Annotated in this window: 13 protein-coding genes and 1 tRNA gene; 8 read left to right on the top strand and 6 right to left on the bottom strand. The window is 51.5% G+C overall.

Translation table 11 applies throughout. From position 1 onward, the window contains the following. The first annotated feature begins 65 nt into the window (after window positions 1–65). The 4 genes from KKH67_01265 (at window position 66) to KKH67_01250 (ending at window position 5,997) form a co-directional block, all read left to right on the top strand. Window positions 66–149, top strand: a tRNA-Leu gene (locus KKH67_01265). 359 nt (window positions 150–508) lie between these two features. Then, window positions 509–2,959 carry a T9SS type A sorting domain-containing protein gene (locus KKH67_01260; GenBank protein ID MBU1317802.1) on the top strand — a complete coding sequence of 817 codons (2,451 nt, stop codon included), beginning with the start codon at window positions 509–511 and terminating at the stop codon, window positions 2,957–2,959. A gap of 914 nt (window positions 2,960–3,873) precedes the next feature. Then, window positions 3,874–5,019, top strand: coding sequence for a toll/interleukin-1 receptor domain-containing protein (locus tag KKH67_01255; GenBank protein ID MBU1317801.1), 1,146 nt, complete (start codon window positions 3,874–3,876; stop codon window positions 5,017–5,019). 63 nt (window positions 5,020–5,082) lie between these two features. Further along, on the top strand, window positions 5,083–5,997 hold the full coding sequence (locus KKH67_01250; protein ID MBU1317800.1) for a hypothetical protein: 915 nt from the start codon (window positions 5,083–5,085) through the stop codon (window positions 5,995–5,997). 453 nt (window positions 5,998–6,450) lie between these two features. Here the strand turns inward: KKH67_01250 and KKH67_01245 are convergent, their stop codons facing one another. The 6 genes from KKH67_01245 to KKH67_01220 all read right to left on the bottom strand — a co-directional run bounded on the left by KKH67_01245 (window position 6,451) and on the right by KKH67_01220 (window position 12,106). Continuing rightward, window positions 6,451–6,747 (bottom strand): ATP-binding protein, encoded by a 297-nt coding sequence (locus KKH67_01245; GenBank protein MBU1317799.1) that lies wholly within the window; start codon window positions 6,745–6,747, stop codon window positions 6,451–6,453. 194 nt (window positions 6,748–6,941) lie between these two features. Beyond that, a complete protein-coding gene (locus tag KKH67_01240) occupies window positions 6,942–7,430 on the bottom strand; it encodes a prepilin-type N-terminal cleavage/methylation domain-containing protein (GenBank protein MBU1317798.1) in 489 nt (162 codons plus the stop codon). A gap of 362 nt (window positions 7,431–7,792) precedes the next feature. Further along, entirely contained in the window at window positions 7,793–8,695 is a 903-nt protein-coding gene (locus KKH67_01235; protein MBU1317797.1) for a 3-methyl-2-oxobutanoate dehydrogenase subunit beta, read from the bottom strand. After that, entirely contained in the window at window positions 8,692–9,846 is a 1,155-nt protein-coding gene (porA, locus tag KKH67_01230; GenBank protein ID MBU1317796.1) for a pyruvate ferredoxin oxidoreductase, read from the bottom strand. Before porA ends, KKH67_01235 begins: the two co-directional genes overlap by 4 nt. A gap of 15 nt (window positions 9,847–9,861) precedes the next feature. After that, window positions 9,862–11,550 (bottom strand): FAD-dependent oxidoreductase, encoded by a 1,689-nt coding sequence (locus KKH67_01225; GenBank protein MBU1317795.1) that lies wholly within the window; start codon window positions 11,548–11,550, stop codon window positions 9,862–9,864. A gap of 7 nt (window positions 11,551–11,557) precedes the next feature. Continuing rightward, window positions 11,558–12,106: a 2-oxoacid:acceptor oxidoreductase family protein gene (locus KKH67_01220; GenBank protein MBU1317794.1), complete on the bottom strand. Its 549-nt coding sequence runs from the start codon at window positions 12,104–12,106 to the stop codon at window positions 11,558–11,560. 197 nt (window positions 12,107–12,303) lie between these two features. Between KKH67_01220 and KKH67_01215 the strand changes: the two genes are divergently transcribed. Genes KKH67_01215 through KKH67_01200 form a run of 4 tightly spaced genes read left to right on the top strand, consistent with a single transcriptional unit; the run spans window position 12,304 to window position 17,543 of the window. Then, on the top strand, window positions 12,304–13,164 hold the full coding sequence (locus KKH67_01215) for a hypothetical protein (GenBank protein MBU1317793.1): 861 nt from the start codon (window positions 12,304–12,306) through the stop codon (window positions 13,162–13,164). Beyond that, window positions 13,151–13,915: a citryl-CoA lyase gene (locus KKH67_01210; GenBank protein ID MBU1317792.1), complete on the top strand. Its 765-nt coding sequence runs from the start codon at window positions 13,151–13,153 to the stop codon at window positions 13,913–13,915. The genes KKH67_01215 and KKH67_01210 overlap by 14 nt, the downstream gene beginning before the upstream one ends. Window positions 13,916–13,968: 53 nt before the next feature. Further along, window positions 13,969–14,808 carry a hypothetical protein gene (locus tag KKH67_01205; GenBank protein MBU1317791.1) on the top strand — a complete coding sequence of 280 codons (840 nt, stop codon included), beginning with the start codon at window positions 13,969–13,971 and terminating at the stop codon, window positions 14,806–14,808. Between the two features lie 5 nt (window positions 14,809–14,813). Next, window positions 14,814–17,543, top strand: a complete 2,730-nt coding sequence (locus KKH67_01200) for a hypothetical protein (protein MBU1317790.1) — start codon at window positions 14,814–14,816, stop codon at window positions 17,541–17,543. Window positions 17,544–17,696 lie beyond the last annotated feature (153 nt).

Genomic DNA, 17,696 nt, shown 5'->3' with positions numbered 1-17,696 from the left:
GGGGCGTTTAATCCAGAAAAATCTTGCGACTTTGTGCCGACAGATTATATTGTACGACCTGAGATGCCGAAGTGGTGGAACTGGTAGACACGCTGTGTTCAGGGCGCAGTGTCCTTACGGGCGTGGGGGTTCAAATCCCCCCTTCGGCACAAAGATACAAAGGCTCGCAAGCATTGCATGCGGGCCTTTCTGTATGCGCGGGTGCCCAGTTGTAGCCTCATACTGCACAAAGCTCCCCGCTTACACTAATATCCCATCCTGAGTGCACATCTCACGAAATTCTCCCCATCATCTCCGAAAAAGCAATCCCCGATCGTTGGGATAAGTGAACGACATAAAGTGGAGATTAGAGATGAGAAACCCGGATACAGAGAATCACTATCAAGCAAGAGGGAAGGAGACAGGATGGAGAGGAAACGCACAGTGCGGCAATATATTACCGCACAGACAATCCAGGCGACAGTTCCTGGACAATTCACAAAACAGACTTGAATGGGAGAGAGAAAAAATGAACTTCGTAACAACAACTACCAGGCAGATGATTGTCGTTGCGACAATGATTTCGCTGCTGACATGCATTGCATTTGCAGGCGGAACCCCCGGTTCCGGCGAGAGAATCGACGGTGTCCCTGAGGGATGCAAGATCATAGAAGGGGACATCATAGTTCCCATCGATTTTGAAGATCAGATGACACTCGGCTGTATGTACAACGAGTTGTGGGTCAATGGAGTGGTACCCTACGAGTTCGACGCAAATGTAAACTCGACGAATCGGACTAGGGCACTCCAGGCGATGTCAAATTGGGAGGAAGTCTCTGGAGTAGATTTCATTCCTCGAACTACACAGGCCGATTACATCCATATTCAGAGTTCAACCGGTAACAACTCATTTGTCGGTTGTATCGGGGGAGAGCAGGTTGTTAACATCTTCAACTGGACCTGGGAATTCATCATCACACATGAGCTCGGACATGCGCTCGGACTCTGGCACGAACAGAGTCGCGAAGATCGCGATGATTTCGTGCAGATCAACTGGGGAAACATCGAAGCGGGTCGAGAATCCAATTTCTACATTCACTCGCCCGACTCGACATGGGTAGGCTTCATGTTCGGCCCGTACGACTTCATGTCGGTGATGCACTATAATGATGACGCATTCAGTAAGAACGGCCTCCCAACAATTGATGTATTGCCTCCGTACGAGTATTTTCAGGACGTCATTGGACAGCGTGAAATGCTGAGTTTCGTTGACCAGTTGACTATGTCGAATTTGTACGGCGAAGCGAGTTGCTTCAATGGCCACAAGTGGGATCCGAACAATGATGGCTTGGTGCTGTCTGTTGCAGACCTGGTCTATATGATATCTTACCTTACCAGCAACAACCCCCAGCCTGTCCCCTCCTCTGTTACAGCCAGTTGGGAGTATGACGGCTGGGCGAATCCCTTCTTCTCCTGCCAACCGACCTATGGCGATGCTTTACAATTCAGCCTCTATTTCCTATCGGGAATAGACCAACTCCTGACAGTTCCTCATCCGGTTGAGGTGCCGAGTCAATCCGGTCTTCAAGTCCTGTTTCCCAGTCCGATAACGGCGACAGGAAGTGGCTCCAGCACGGTTACGATTCGTCTGAGAAACAACACCTGGGACGATATGTATGTCTGGATGGTGACAATCCCGATTGAACTGCCCATCGTCGGGGGATCTCAGGGTTCCATCAGCTATACGTGGAGCAACGGACTGTCTGCTCCCGGAACGTCCACAACAGTTCGCAACATCTCGACTCAAGGGAGTGTTGAACAAAATTGTATTCTCCTCATTCGCGCTTTTGACGGATCAAACGCCGATCCGCTCCATCTGACACCGGGTCAGTCAGTCGATCTTATCGACTTGACAGCTAGCTGGAATCTCAACTGGGGGTCTGTCAGTGTTAACTATGATCAATACACTAGATCGCCCGCATGCGTCCCGGTTACGTCGACAAGCATGACGCCTGCCGGAATAACGTACAAGGATGGTTCGACTGTTCCTCCGATTATTGGCCAGTCGATCTGGGATGCTGTATACGAAGGTACTTACGTGGATGGCGACGCCGATGGCAACGGTGCTGTCGATATCGACGATGTCGTCTTCTCGATTGAATACATCTTCGCAGGCGGCCAGCCGCCAATTCCCTACGAGGCTGGTGACGCTGACTGCTCCGGCACAGTCGATATCGATGACGTAGTCTACCTCATCGAGTTCATATTCGCCGGTGGACCGGCACCGGGAGACTGCGGTGGTGGCAAGTCCGCACCACCCAAGACAGTGGTTGGCAGCGTCGGAGTGGTCATGAGTGATGGCCACGACGGCGGAAATTCGTTTACGCTGTCGCTGGATGCAGATCGAGAGGTGCAGGCTGCCCAGTTCGAGTTCGCGGCCTCCGGAGATGTTTCGAAACTGGAGGCAAGAAGTCTAATCGATGGTGTTGGCGTCTTCTTCAGCGAAACTGACGGTATGTTCAAGGTTGGGTTGATCGACATCTACGGTCAGAACATGATCCCCGCAGGTGGGATCGACATCATCAGTATCTCATACGAAGGTGATGGTAAGTTGGAACTTGTCAATTCGGCCGCTGTCGCCGAGGGCGGCGGCAGGCTCGAAACGCAACTCAACAGGCAGACCGAGGGCCGTATGATACCGGGTAGTTACGCACTCAATCAGAACTATCCCAACCCGTTCAATCCGACAACACAGATCAGCTTTAGCCTGCCGAAGGACTCGCGCGTCACGCTCGCAGTTTACAACATCATGGGCCAGAGTGTCGCTACACTCGTCGACGACATCATGCAGGCCGGAGAGCACAATGTCACATGGCATGGTACGACCGACGACGGCGAGCCGGTATCATCCGGTATCTATTTCTACACGATATCGGCGGACGACTTCACTGACGCCAGAAAGATGGTGCTCATGAAATAGATCATCTCCCCAGATTTCTCGCGACACAGGCGGTCGGGTTCTCTCGGCCGCCTGATTGTTTATGTGCTGCCTGCTGCCTCACAATCATCATCCCGCAAGTTGACGAGAGAAAGCACTGACACAGAAAGTGACACAGACAAATACACTGAAGGCGTGATCCCTGAGTAGTGATCGGATCATTCTATCAGTCAATGCCGGATTCTTCTGGAGCCGGGACAGCTGGAGACTGATTTCCATGAGATAAACTGTGTTTTGACTTTCAAGTCAGAATGTCCACTTTGTCTGAAAACGTACAGTCGCTGACTAGTCAAGGATAAAGTTCATCTGTCTTTGAAGAGATAATTCTCTTCACGAGTGGTTTTTGCGCGATTGACGTCGATGACGTTCTATACTTGATTCAATACATCTTTGCAGGAGGACCCGCACCGGGAGACTCGAACGGCGATGAATTTCCCGACTGCTGATTTGGACATATCAAAGTAATTGCAGAGATTTGAGTGAGGGATGCGCCAGCGACTCGGGCGAGTTCGGATCGTGTGTCGATCGGTTCTGCCGATATCTGCGAAAGTGTTCGGCCTGGCGCTGTCCCGCCATGAACCTTTTGATTCTCTTTCGCCTTCTCCCTGAAAACATCTTCCAGCTTGAGGGCAAGTTCGGCGCGTTGGTACGGCTGAAGGTTGCGGCGACCGAGTTGGTTGGGTTTCCAGTTGACAGACTGTAGCTCTGAGTGTATGTTGATGATAGCTAAAGGGGAGACCATGGATCCGTTCGATACAACCGTACAATGTGTTTTCAGAATCAGTCGGAGATTTTGCCGGGCAGTCCCTACGATTACGAGATCGGAATTGAGAAGCTCGAGGAGATTACGGGCTGGGAGTTTTTTTGTGGGGCGGGCAGCGGAGGAATAGCAGACAATGGCGAATGAAGAGCATGTGAAGATCTTGAAGCAGGGCGTTGAAGCTTGGAATAAGTGGAGGAAGGAGAATCCGACGCTGAAGCCAGACTTTGGTGCAGACAATTACGAATTGCATGGCGCAAATCTAAATGGAAGGAACCTACAGGGGATCAACTTATCTGACGCGAATTTGAAGTCAACAATACTGACTGCTGCGCATTTTGGCAAGAGGCTCACTTTTGTCGAGGGGCGCACGGAGTTCGAGGCGGCGAATCTAAGCAATTCCGACCTTTCCAGCGCATTTCTGTTGGAAGCGGAATTTCACTCTACAAATCTCCGGAATGCTCGACTCATCAAATCACACTGTTATCTCACAGATTTCTCAGGAGCCGACTTGTTCGGCGCTGTACTAATACAGGCCGGTTTAACTGGGACGATTTTCTCTGCGACTGATCTAACTGGAGCAGATTTCACAGGAGCCTACCTCTATCAAGCACGATTCCTGTCAGTAAACCTAACCGATGCATTTGGACTTGATATGTGCAAGCACATGTCAGCGAGCTCTGTAGACTATCAGACACTGATCAAGTCCAAGGGGCTTCCCGATGTGTTCCTCCGCGGCTGCGGCCTTCCGGACAGCCTGATCGACTGGTACAAACTCCTGCACACCAAGGCCAGCGAGTACTACTCCTGCTTCATCAGCTACAGTCACGATGACAAGGAGTTCGCTACTCATCTCTTTGATGCCCTGCAGAACGAAGGCATTCGATGTTGGCTAGACAGGCACCAGATACTGCCGGGCGACGACATTCGAGATCAGATAGATAGGGGCATCAGCAGGTGGGACAAGGTGATTCTTTGCTGCTCCAAATCGTCACTGGAAAGTTACTGGGTCAACACGGAGATCGACAAAGCGCTAAGGAAAGAAGAGCAACTATGGAAGGAGCGAAACCAGAAGACACTCGCCATGATTCCCCTGAACCTGGATGGTTATCTTTTTGACTGGCAGAACAGCCGGGCATCATTATTGACTGACAGACATGCTGAAAATCTTGTTGGCTGGAAGAAAGACAGGTCGAAACTACAGAACTCAATTGCTAGAATCAAGAAGGCACTGCGGGCAGATGGAGAAGATCGAGAACGACCGCCGAATTCTCTGCTGTAGGCGGCCTTCAACGGGCCGGTGGAGGAGCTGAGGGCGTGAGAGAGGCGAAAGGCTGGAAGAATCATGACTGACCGGACAAGGATCTGGAGTCTCAGATTACTGTCAATCCTGCTGGTGGTCATCCTGGTGCGTTTGCTAAAAACGTATCCGCCTCCTCCACCAGAGATGGAGATCGTGATCCTGATTGTAATCTTGCTTATCCCACTCATTTGGTTGCATTCAGAGTTGAAGTACTGGAGAGCAAACAAGGAGACACCTCACATCAAACCAAAAGTGCCTTCCTCCCTGCCCTCCCTGCCGATATTCAGAGATACATCCTTTGATTTACCCTCTTTGCCTTTGCCGAAGTTTGAGGACATTCCAGTCACATTACCAATACAACGGGATCCGTATTCTTATCGAAGAGCGGCGATGCGCCATGTAAACCTCGGAGACAGCAACGCGGCGAGGTTGGCTGTGCGGTGGAGTACGGCCTCTTATTTTATATACGTATTCATATTGTGGATTCTCCGATCAAGTATCGGTCCAGACCATGCGATGTTAATCGCGCTCGAAATCTTGGGATACGGTGTGATTATCACTCTCGCGATTTGGTATCTGATGGTAGCCAGAGTGAAAGACAGGATGGCGATACCGACCCTATCGGCTGGGGTTGCATTCCTGGGCTGCCTTACGTACGCTCTGCTTTCCTCTGACAATGGGCACTTTTGGCACTTCTTCTCAGCGGGATTGCTTCTTGCAGGACTGCTCCTCGTCAAAGGACTGGCTGGACCGCTTGCTTCAGGCATTATTCTCAGTCTCGCGACTTATGGACTGCTCCATGGGACAGGCTCCCACATTCCCTTAGTCCAGCAGCTCGTGATGTTTGTTTTTGGTGAAGTCCATTTAGCCATAGAATACATAGCTGTAATCATCATGGTCTTGGTATCAGCAGTTAGCACAGCTGTGTCGCTCAACGATCTTTTTGACTTTTTCTGATATGCGCGAGGCGAGCCGGAGATTGCTGATGGACTCAATTCGTGCTCTTTCCCTTGGTTATGTATGCCCTTTAGCAGACAATTCAAGAGGCAAGGATTGTGCAGTAAGGTGATCCACACAGGCATTTCACCACTGCGTGACCGGTGCTCAAGCCGCGCAGACAATTATGCCGCTATTCAGGCCAATGTCCGTAAACTGTGGATTCCAGAAGTAGTATCCTGCCTGCCTCGCCTTTCTTGCAACAATTGACAAGTTTGTCCGTCTTATACTTCTGAGTGCTTGGCTATCGTTACCGCCCAAGGTCTAACCAGACATGATTAGGAGGATTTCGAGATGAACCTACGTGTACTGTGTCTTATAGTGTCCCTGATCGCTCTCGTGTTCGCAAACACAGCGTTGGCGGGGCAGGAGTATTCCCTGGCGAGAATCGATCTGCGGGCGGCTACTGACATGTCAGTCGTCTGATCTCTCATGGCAGAGCGTGCAGAATCTGTCCGGTCTGTCGGGATCGCAATTGAAATCGCAGTCCTCGACAGCGTCATAGTCCGGCAATACCGTGGTGATTGAATGCACGACTGTGCTTTTGCCGGTGCCCTTTGGTCCAGATATCAGAAGGCCGCCGATGCCGGGATTGACGATATTGGCGAGATATGCCGTCTTGAGTTTCTCTTGTCCGACAATAGCCGAGAATAGAAACGGTCTCTTCCGGAATCCCACAGTGATGCCTTTCGCATTGTAGATATTAATCAACAAAACGTGCCAGGCGGGACTATGTCAAGTTTATATGTCTTCCGGCAAGGGGGTGTGATAATGGGTGCAATATGCAAAGGGCGATGCTATATGCATCGCCCTCAATCGGAATGCGGTTGGGGACAGATCCTTCGAAACTCAGGAGTCCTGAGACCATCTACCCCCACAGGATTTCTGTCAGATTCTTGTCAAACCTACCAGGTATACGCGTATGCCGGCGTCGTCGTTAGGCGAAGACCAACTGTGTCGGTACCCTCTACTACTGCCTGCACCTGGTAGATAATGAATCTTTCGCCGCCGTTGAGCCACCCGCCCGAGACATTCGTTCTCGGATTGTACATGATCCAGTTGCCGGTCGGTCTCCATGACCAGTTTCCATCCGGAGTGTTTGCAGTGGTCACCGGATCGTTCGGTCCTTTGTAATTGCTCGGTACGTTTGAAAGATCATCAAATGGATTGTGAGTTGCAATCGGCGAGCCGTTGACGAATTGCTTGGCAGTGTAAATCGACAATGAAGACTCGAGATTTGCGACCATTGTGGCCACCGTCGCTTTCTCGGCTTCTTCGGTCACGCTGAACAGTTTCGGAATCGCAATCGCCGCCAAGATGCCAAGCACTACGATAATTACGACCAGTTCGATAAGAGTGAAACCTTGCCTACCTTTGAGATTTCTCGCGAGCATAATTCCTCCGTTATTAGAAAATACAGATTATTGATAGCGTCTTTCTCAGCCGTCAGATTGGATGTCGATGTGCGAAAAGGTGTTGAGACTTATACTGACAGCATGATCGGCTCTCTATAATGTGTATTTCGGAGGATTGATAGAAAATTGAAGTGGTTGCGATCAGAATTTTGTGGTGTGATTTGGAAACGTGTGATTACCCCAAAAATTAACTCCGGGCCTGAAACAAGCCCGGAGCCCATGAAACGCACGAAAAGAAGGATCGCTCAGCGAATAACGCCTTGCATCCTTTTTAACCTGCAACTACTAAATTTGTTCCAAAGTTATCTGGTTTCCCGCTATTTTTCTGCCTTTTTTGTGGCTCATAATCCGCGCGAAAACTCGACTCTCTTCAACAGAAAATCCCATTCGCGATCCACATTGTCCTGGATTGTCGCTATCTGACGCTTTTTCAAGTGCTTAAACCGTCCCTGAAGGTGGATGTATTCCTCCACAGACACCTGTTTCTTCGGCTCATAGTTCAGCACGTATTTCCGCCCATTGTGGACTTCGATCAGTGGAAAAACTCTCGCCTCGACTGCGAGACGGCACAATTCAATCGATTTGTCCGCTGGGGATTTCCAGCCGGGAGGACAGGGTGACAGAAAATGGATAAAACGGAACCCCTTGGTTTTCTTCGCCTTCTTCACCTTGTTTAGTAGATCGTCCGGATGCCCGACGGTCGCTGTCGCAAGGTAGGGTACGCGATGGGCGGCGAGAATATCTATGATATTTTTCTTCGGCTCAGTCTTCGGATTCTTCACGGGTGTGGTGGTGGTCCAGGAGCCAAGGGGTGTCGCGGAAGACCTCTGGATTCCAGTGTTCATATAGGCTTCATTGTCATAGCAGATGTATATGTAATTCTCGTTACGCTCCGCTGTCGAGGAGAGTGCCTGAATGCCGATGTCGAACGTTCCGCCGTCGCCTGCCCATGCAAGTACGTTCACATCCTTTTCACCTTTGTGATCGAGTGCAGCCCGAACCCCAGCGGCAGTCGCTGCCGCGGTTTCGAATGCGGTGTGTAGAAGTGGAACATCAACCGATGAATGCGGCCACACACCGTCAACCACAGTCGCGCAACACGCCGGTATCACCATAACCGTGCGCTTGCCGAGTACCTTGAGGACAAGCCGCAGTCCGAGCGCTTCGCCGCAACCGGAACAGGCGAGATGTCCACACTCAACCAACTCACAGTCAGGTGCTGTGAATAATGATTGCGTATTCATACTTTCAACCCCTCCCAATATATTGCTGACTCGGGAGCCTGCTTTCCCTCGACCTGCGCAGTGATATTCCTGACAACGTCCGGAGTGATATCGCGGCCACCCAGTCCGACTACGAAGCCGAATATCTGGTTGTGAAGGCTGGCATCGTACAAAGCGGCCTTGACCTCCTGACAGAAGATGCCCGTTGATCCGATACTGACATTTCTGTCAAGCACAGCTATTTTCGGCACATTTCTGAGTGCGCTGATCAGAGCTTCGGCAGGAAATGGACGGAACGATCTAATCTTGACCATGCCAACTTTTTTGCCTTCGGCACGCATCTCTTTGACTGTGGCCCGCGTCGTAGATGCCGCTGTCGCGTAAGCCACGAGCGCGATCTCCGCATCATCCATCATGTAGGAATCAATGATACCGTAGCGCCTTCCGAATTTCTCGCCGTACTCCGCGCCGACCTCCTCGATCAACTTCAAAGCACGCTGAGCGGCGTCATGAGCCATGTGACGGAATTCATAGAAATGGTCCGGAGTCGTTAGATTGCCGATCGATCTCGGATCGTTGACATCAAGCTTGTGCTCTGCTTCGTACGGAGGCAGGAAAGAGTCAACATCTGATTGCTCGGGAATGTCCACTTCTTCGACCGTGTGCGAAAGGAAGAACCCATCGAGATTCACGATAATCGGCAGATGAACGGTTTCGGCTATTTTAAATGCCTGGATAACCGTATCGATGATTTCCTGATTCGATTCGACATATAGCTGCATCCAGCCGGTATCGCGCTGCGACAGGCTGTCCGAATGATCGACCCATATCGACCAGGGAGCACCCATTGCACGATTGACGTTTGCCATGACTATCGGAAGACGGTCACCGGCTGCCCAGTGGAGCATCTCGTGCATCAGCGCAAGACCATGCGATGACGTAGCTGTGAAACATCGCGCGCCGACAGCCGAGGCTCCTATCAACGACGCCATTGCCGAATGCTCAGACTCAACCTTGATAAACTTGGCATCAAGCGAACCGTCAGCGCAAAATTCGGACAGCTTTTCGACGACAGAAGTCTGCGGTGTGATAGGATACGCCGTGATGACCTGGGCGCGTGCAAGTCTGACCGCATGGCTCACCGAGTGACTTCCGGATATTACTTTGTACATACTAACCTCACTGAGCTATTTGACTTCCTTGCCATCGGCTTGCTTGACTTCCAGATGTATCGCGCTGCGAGGGCATTCGTTGACGCAGATTCCGCAGCCTTTGCAGTAGTCATAATTGACAGTGTATTTGCCGTTGGAGCGCGAAATTGCAATATCGGGGCAGTATATCCAGCAGTTGTCGCAGCTATTGCAGACTCCGCAGGAGAAACAGCGATTAGCTTCGGCTTCAGCATCACGCTCTCCAAGCCCGATATTCACTTCACGAAAAGACTTCGGTCGAACCGTGTCTGAAATCTTTTTCTTATTGACCGAACGCGATGTGTCGAAGTAATCGAGACGGAGATCGTTCAAATGCGTCACGGCCAGATCGATCTCCTGGATTGCGACATCTCTGCCGGCGAGGTGCTGGCTGATTGCGGTCGCGGCGCGATGTCCCGCACCGACGGCGTCGGTTACCGCGCGCTTGTCGATTCCTGCGTCGCCCCCTGCAAAGACATCATCCATCGATGTCCGCTGGGCTTCGTCGGTCTCAATTCCCCACCGCTCATGGCGGAGATCCTCCGGCAGGAATGCGATGTTCGGGTCTTCACCAATCGCGGTAAGAATCATGCTGTACGGAGTAGTAATCTCCGATCCCTTCACCGGAACCGGACGCCGTCTTCCCGAAGAATCCTTTCCGCCGAGTTTCATTTTCTGAGTGGTCAGCGACAGCATCCTTCCGCGTTTGCGAATTTCCAACGGCGCTGTGAGGAACTGAATCTCGATGCCCTCATGCTCTGCCTCATGGATCTCCTCGCGAATTGCCGGCATTTCCTCGTATGATCTCCGGTATAGTATCAGCGGCTTGCCGCCAAGTCGCAGCACGCACCGTGCAACATCGATGGCGGTGTTACCACCTCCGATGACAGCGACCTTTCCTCGCAGTTTTGGCCTCTTACCAAAGTTGACATCACGGAGGAATGTCAGCCCCGGCAGGATGCCGGATATGTCCTCACCGGGAATGCCCATTCGCTTGCTCTTATGCGCTCCGACCGCGATGAATGTCGCAGCAAATTTGTTGAGTTCGGAGAAAGGAAGGTCGATTCCTATTTCTGTCCTGGGTACAAACTTTATTCCGAGGTCGAGGATGGACTTGATTTCAGCGTCGAGAATCTTTCGAGGCAGTCGGTATTCGGGAATACCGATTCTGAGCATTCCGCCTGCCTTGGGCATGGAATCGAATATCGTAACCGGGTGTCCGGCACGAATAAGGTGATATGCACATGATAGTCCGGCTGGTCCTGCGCCTATTACCGCTACCTCACCTTTCGATGGGTCGGTCTTGAGGCGCTTGATCTTCGCGTTCTTGAGACCCCAGTCACCGATGAATCTCTCGATATAGTGTATGGACACCGCCTCGTCATACTCTTTCCTGTTGCAGTTATGCTCACAGGGATGATAGCAGACACGGCCGCAGACGGAGGGAAGGGGATTTGTCTCCCTGATCTTCTCCCACGCCTCGCGATACTTCTCTTTGAGGACAAGCTGGATATATCCCTGGATGTCTTCCCTGGCAGGGCAAGCATAATTGCATGGAGAGAGATTGTCTTTATGAATCGGATTGACATAGCTCCACGCTCCAGTCTTGTTCCAGTTCATGTGTCCTTCGGAGATGGCGAATGGCGGCATCTCCTTTTCACCTTTGTATGTGATTTTCTTAGACATATGCTACCTAAAACTTGACCAAGTTGAAGGCAGCCCTCGTGGCCGCCACATTATCCGCCTGATTGGTCGGAACGAATTCTTCGATTGTCTTCTCGATTGAGTCGAGACTGACCAAACCTGTTGCCTTTGAGAATGCACCCAGGATGGCGGTGTTGACTATAGGTGCGGATGGGCTCCCGAGACGATGTCGTACCGCAATCGTGATCGCGTCGACAGTCGCCACAGCAAACTTCTTCTTCAACTTGCTGTCATCGTAGTTTCTCCTGCTGTTGACAACTACAGAACCGCCTTCCTTCAAAGTGCGGGTAGTTGCCTGATCTGCGAGCAGGGTTTCATCGAGTACGATAACGTGATCGGGATGATAGATTTGACATCTGAGTTGTATCGGTTCGTCATCGAACCGGAGATAGGCTGCCACGGCTGCGCCTCGTCGTTCCGCTCCGAAGGAAGGAAATGCCTGCACGTGTTTGCCCTCTTTAAACAGGGCTGAAGCAAGGACCTCCGACGCTATCACGACTCCCTGGCCTCCGCGACCGTGGATGATGATTTCAACCATAAGGGGACTCCATTCAATTTCACAAGACTCAACAAACATAAATATATTTATGAGATGATCGAAGTCAAGTTTTATGTGAAATTTGTCACTATCAAAGTGGTTGACACTTCTGCGCAGCAAAATTATATTTAACAGATGAAACCTATAACAGTTTGAGAACTAAAATGATCTGTAAACACGTATATAAGCGAGGACTTATGAATTTCAAGAGATTTTCAACCTTCCACATATCGACACTGCCATCTATTCTTATTTGTGCTTTCCTGATAGCTGTTTTGGCCGTGTCGACTGGGTGTGGTGAGAAGAACGATGAGAAGGCTGGTGCCGCTGATCAATCCAAGGCATACAGCCGCGAGTATTTCGCAGATTGGCTGAAGTACAGGAGTCAGATTTTCGAGCTCAGGTATCCCCCGAGAGAAGATCTTCGAGAACGGGCCCCTGATATCGGCAACAAGTGCGATCAGATCATGGCTCTGCTGTCTCAAATGCTGAGGATGAGACCTCCTGAGACCGTCTACATGATGATATTCGACAACCAGGTCGAGGCTGAAGGACTGTTTGGGCGACAGGTGCCGTTTGTTTCCAATGACACGATCTTCTATGAGATTTTCGCACCTATCGGTGCGCCAATCACAGAGCTGATGATGAAGCGCGTTGCTCCGGAGGGCTCGCAGTATGCCTTTGTCAATGAGGGATTCCCGACGCTGCTCGACTTCTCCGGCGAGAACTATCATGAAAATGTGCTCCAGCACGTCGAGAATGGGACCGCGTTCGAAATCGACAGTCTGGTCAACAACGATTTCTACCTAAGGCAGCCGTATCAACAACGCAGAGAACAGGCGGCATCGTTCATCGGATTTCTGACAAAGAACTATGGCTCGGCGCCCCTCCTCGGATTGCTCAAGCGGGATATGTCGTTGCACGGTGCTATGATGATGTCTACCAAGAGAAGCCTTGAAATACTGGCGCATGAATGGAAATCGACGCTTGCATATCTTGCGCAGCCGGACTCGGCGCTGATCAAAGCACAGCAGAGGCAGGAAGATGATGGAGAATAGCTGGACGACGAGTATAACCAATATCGGACCGGGCAAGATCGAAGTCCGGGGTTATCCGATTGAGCAGTTGATGGAGAAGAAGACTTTTGCAGAGACCATCTTCCTGGTGCTCAAGGGCGAACTTCCGAATCCCGCCGAAGCGGAGATGTTCGAGGCGATTCTCGTGTCTTCTGTAGACCACGGCGTCTCGCCGCCATCGGTGCTCGGCGCGCGTAACAGTATTTCGGCAGGTAATCAGTTGAATGCCGCCGTCGCCGCGGGAGTACTTTCTATCGGCGATGTCCACGGCGGCGCAATCGAGCGTTCGGCAAAGATCATGCAGGAATGGGCCGGTAAAGAGGGAAGTCCTGCGGAACTCGCGGCGCAGCTTGTGGAGGATCTCTCCGCCAGAAAAGTCAGAATGCCCGGGTTCGGGCACCGATTACATACGACTGATCCGCGGACAATCAAGCTGTTCGAGAAGGCTGATCGACTCGATTTCAGCGGGCGGCACATTGACCTGTGCAAGGAGATCGAGAATGCACTGGAAGCTAAGACCGGCAAACGGTTGCCGATCAATGTCGACGGTGCTATTGCTGCGGTTGTGTCGGATATGGGATTCGACTACAGACTCGGAAAGGGTTTCTTCATAATGAGCAGAACCGCAGGCCTGATCGCGCACGCATTCGAAGAGTGGACAACCCAGCGCCCGATGCGCAAACTCGGCGATACGAATTCCGAATATACCGGACCGCAAAGACGAGACGTGTAATCCTGGCTGCGGTGCGGTCCTGAACATCTCTCAGTGGATTTGGTGCGTTAGTAATGCATGTCGATAGAAGAATCGTATTCGTACTGTTCGTTGGTGCGACGATCACTTTGCTCTCGTGCGCTCCATCCAAACAGATTGACATTGACGTATCCAAGTACGTGGATGTTTTTCCAACTGATCTGACCGTAGATGTCAATCACAACTACGCTTTCCTGACATGGAAAACAAACCGCGGCAACGTGCCGATCAGGGGATACAATATCTACATCGCATCAGGAAATCCAGTCGGTGACGACAGTGCGATGATAGCAGCCGGAGCGGTGCCCTTCAATCCAGACACGTATCCCGGCGATACCGATGCGGAAATCGAGTTCGAAACATTTGACGCTAATGACCTCGAAGATGGCGTCAAGTATTTCGCCGCTGTCACGATAGTCTTCCCGGGCGACAAGGAGAGCAAGCCATCGAATGCCATCAAGTTTGTGTGTCATCCGCATGGAGAGATCACCCTGAACAGAAGCTACAGCGGAGAACGGGATGGCTACTCGTTCGCGAGGCAGGAATATGTGGCGACCGATGCTCTCGACAATCAGGTTTATTTCACGCAGATTCAGGGTGAGGACTATCTGGTGTCACCATCCCGAATCGATGCGATTCTGCCTTCGGTCGAGTTTCTCTCATCGAGTATTACGTCTCTGAAAGACCGTATAAGAGAACCTCAAGGTCCGGGAGCCGATAAGATCAGAGCGAAAAAGGGAGGAAGTTGTCTGCTGAAGACTTCCTCGGGACAATATGCCAAGATTATTGTGAAAGGCTTCTCCGGGACCGGCGATGATCGCAGGATCACTCTCGACTACAGCTTCATGCCGGTGCCGGGCAGAATAGATTTCTAAATCGAATGAGTATTCAGTATTCCGATCTTGTAACGGCTTCTCTCAAGCGCAGTGTCGAACTTGGCGTGAGGATGGAAGTCTACACACTGACATGCACGGTCTATCATCACATGACAGCGAAAGAGAAGCGGTCGTTTACCTTGACTCGCCTCACTGGCCGCGACAGTGTCAAGAACAGGCCGCAGTGGGATAAATTCACGGAGCTTGTGGGAGACGGATCACTGGTAATGTTCTCCTTTTGGGAGCTCGAAGAGTTCTGGCCGACCGACATACTGGAAACTTATCACACAAACAACCGAAGGCGTCTCCTCGAAATATCGGAAATTGTGCGGCTCTTCATTCCGGGAAAGACATTTCGCAACCTGACCGAGCTGCTGGAGTTCCTGAGTATCTATGTCCCTGCCGGCGATTCCTTCACGGACGATCCCGCTGCGATAGTGCTGCGCGATCTGTCGACATTCGTCGCCTCTCTCGAACTGAAGTCGAAACAGGATGTGGCGATGCTACTGTCGATGGAGATGCCCGCGGTGACTGAATGGCTCGGCAAGCTGAGCCGGGTTGCGGTGCGGCGTACGGATGAGATCTACCGTCTGCCGGACAATATCAGAACCGGTGATCGAGATGCTGGAGGCCAATCCATAGATTTCTCTGACAAGTCTGTCGTATCGATTTTCTCGCAAGAGGGGCGTGCCGCCGAGATCATCCCCGGTTATGAGCGCCGTCCCGAACAGGTGAAGTTCGCGCGGCAGTTCCTTCGCGCGCTCAGCAGTGATGAATGTTTTCTTGCAGAAGCGGGCACGGGCACCGGGAAGTCGCTGGCGTACCTCATCCCATCACTTCTCTACAGTCTGCAACATTTGGCCGGAGTTGTGGTCTCCACACACACACGCAATCTTCAGAACCAGCTCTACTACAAAGACCTCGTGCAGGCAGAGAAACTGACCAATACGAGCTTCTCATCACTGCTTCTCAAGGGTCGCTCGAACTACCTTTGCCTTCTCAAGATGCATATTGCGCGGGCGAATGCATCGCGCCTCTTCGACTCAAGGCAACTCCTGGAGATGGCGTCTGTTCTGATCTGGAAGGACCTTTCGCAGTCCGGCGATCTTTCCGAGCTTGGGGGCTTGTCGCGCGAGGTTAAGAGAGAGGTTGATTGTGATGCTGGATTCTGTCCCGGGCCAATGTGTGCTCACTATCGCGACTGCTTCTTTTTCAGAGCGCGAAAGGCGGCAGCCAAATCTGACGTAATCGTCACTAACCATGCTCTCTTTTTCTCGGATCTGCTATCTGAATCGGAGATTCTCGGCAAACCGAGCGTGATCGTATTCGATGAAGCTCACCAGATAGAACGGGTTGCCACGGACAGCCTCACGGGAGAACTCTCCCGCTCGACACTATCGTCTATATTCGATCCGCTCGAATCGCGCGATCCGGCGATGCCGGACCGGCTACAGACTGTGACGGGCATGATCGTCCGCGCGACTGATGATGAAACTGCTGTCAAGACGGCTCAGAAAGCAGGCTCCGATTGCAGTGCTCTGATTGCTGAAGCTCATTCGGCAATCAACTCGCTATTCATAACAATTGATAAGTATGTAGCTGATTACAGGCTTATTCCATCCGGGTATTCGCGCAGAGACAGGCTGGTCGCACAGCACCCGCTTCTCGACAAGATCATTCCCATTCTCTCAGAGCTCCACGATGTCTTTCGGAATCTGGAGCAGACAATGACAAGATTGCTGCAGCAACTCGATCCATCGGAGCTCGAGACTGATGAGGTAGTCGAAGCGGAATCGATTCAGAATGTGATTGCGTCTGTTCGCGGGTTCTGCGCTCACATAGACAACCTGCGCGAGCGGGAGGATGATAAATGGGTGCGATGGCTGGAGGTAACGCCGTCGGGGTGGTGCTCGGTCAAGATTGCGCCTGTCGAAATCGGAGAGATGCTGAACAAACTGGTCTACGAAAAATATCAGAGACTCCTATTGACGTCGGCGACCATGACGGTAGAGCGCAGTTTTGAATATATCGAGGAACGTCTCGGCCTTGACAGGATACCGTCGGAAGCAAAGAGAACAGCCGTGTTTGGAAGCTCGTACGACTTTCGGTCACAGGTCAGGTTTGTGTGCAGTGCATATCTGCCCTCTCCACGGAGCGATTACTACCAGAAGAAGCTATCCGGCTTTCTCCGAACTCTATTCCGTAAGGTCGAGACGAATACATTGGTGCTGTTCACTTCCTATCAGACATTGCAGCAGACCGTGCGTGATCTGGCTGGCCAATTTCCAAAACTACTGGTTCAGGAAGGGGCCGATTCGGCTGATAAGGCTCTCCACGATTTCGTGCAGCTCAGACCGGCGATCCTGTTCGGTACCGAAAGTTTTTGGCAGGGAGTAGATCTTCCCGGCAAGCTACTTGAAGTGCTGGTGATCACGCGGCTACCATTTTCGGTGCCGGGCGATCCGATTGATTCTGCGCGGATGGAACTCGTTGAGAAAAAGGGAGCCAATTCGTTTGTGTCATACTCCCTTCCATCGGCGGTTTTGAGATTCAAACAGGGTTTCGGACGACTCATAAGATCCAGCACTGATCAGGGAGTGATTATTGTAACTGACAACCGCCTTGTGAAATCCTCGTTCGGACAGGTATTCCTTAACTCGGTCCCATCCGAGATCGAGATAGCGTCATCCTGGGAGGAGGTGGAAAACGCGGTCGATTTCCTGCAGGGCACCTGATGAAGCGCAAGGAACACGCGGTGATCTTAAGCATCCTGAGGAATTTAGCCGTGGAAGTTCCCTGTCAAACGCAGGATCTGCGCGGCAATCCTGCGCAAATCTGCGGCTGGCCTCATGGCTATATTGTAATATGTTGTTTTGTAATAACTTAAC

The sequence above is a fragment of the Candidatus Zixiibacteriota bacterium genome, assembly GCA_018820315.1.
GTDB lineage: Bacteria > Zixibacteria > MSB-5A5 > JAABVY01 > JAHJOQ01 > JAHJOQ01.
The sequence above is the reverse complement of the archived record's forward strand: the minus strand, read 5'-3'. Positions and strand labels throughout refer to the sequence as shown.